This is a genomic window from Cryobacterium sp. MLB-32, from assembly GCF_000738085.1.
GTDB lineage: Bacteria > Actinomycetota > Actinomycetes > Actinomycetales > Microbacteriaceae > Cryobacterium.
Window position 1 is genome coordinate 1 of sequence record NZ_JPRS01000485.1, and the last position, 686, is coordinate 686.

Consider the following 686-nt stretch of genomic DNA (forward strand, 5'->3'; position numbering starts at 1 on the left):
GACGGATGGGCCGGCTAGTCCTTGAGAGGTTGATGCAGTCCGCGAGAGCGAGTGCGCCCGTAAACGCCATAATCGATGAGTCGATGTGAGCGCTTGAGACGATCAATTCATGCTGACTTGCTAGGCAGGCGTTACAAACGCTTGCAACGCCCGGACAAACTAAGCAGTCGTCGCCGACACCGCATGGATCAACTGGATGATCCTTGTTCGCACGCATCGGCGCAGGTGCCGGTGAGCGTCGCACCCTCCCACAAGACGCTGGCGCTGTCGCTGATCTGCGCGCAGTCCAAGTCAACATTCGCGCTTGCGCTAATCTCTGCCCGGCTGAAGTCGACAATAGCGGAATCACCGATAGCAGTCCGGTCGAAGGCGACCTCCGCGGTGCCCGTGATGCGAGCCCAGTTGAAGTGAAGGCCGGAGGAGCCTCCGAGAGACGCGTTCTTGAACCTGACGTTTGCTGCGCCGCTGATCGCTGCCCAGTCGAAGTGGACAGCCGAGCCGTCGCTGAGCGACGAATCGCAGAATTCGACCGCCGCACTGTCGCTGATCATCGCCACGTCAAAGTGCACTTGTGCATTTCCGCTGATCTTCGCCGCTCTAAATTGGACAGTGGCATTGTCCCTAATCGTTGCTAGCTTGAAATACACATTAGCTTTCGCGCAAATTCTTGTCAGGTTGAGTTGGAT

At 57.6% G+C, this 686-nt stretch carries 1 protein-coding gene; it reads right to left on the reverse strand.

Annotation, left to right across the window (positions count from 1 at the left end; translation table 11 throughout):
* Nucleotides 1-188: 188 nt before the first annotated feature.
* On the reverse strand, nt 189-686 hold a 498-nt coding region (locus JF66_RS23885; RefSeq protein WP_197059506.1), incomplete at its 5' end, for a hypothetical protein.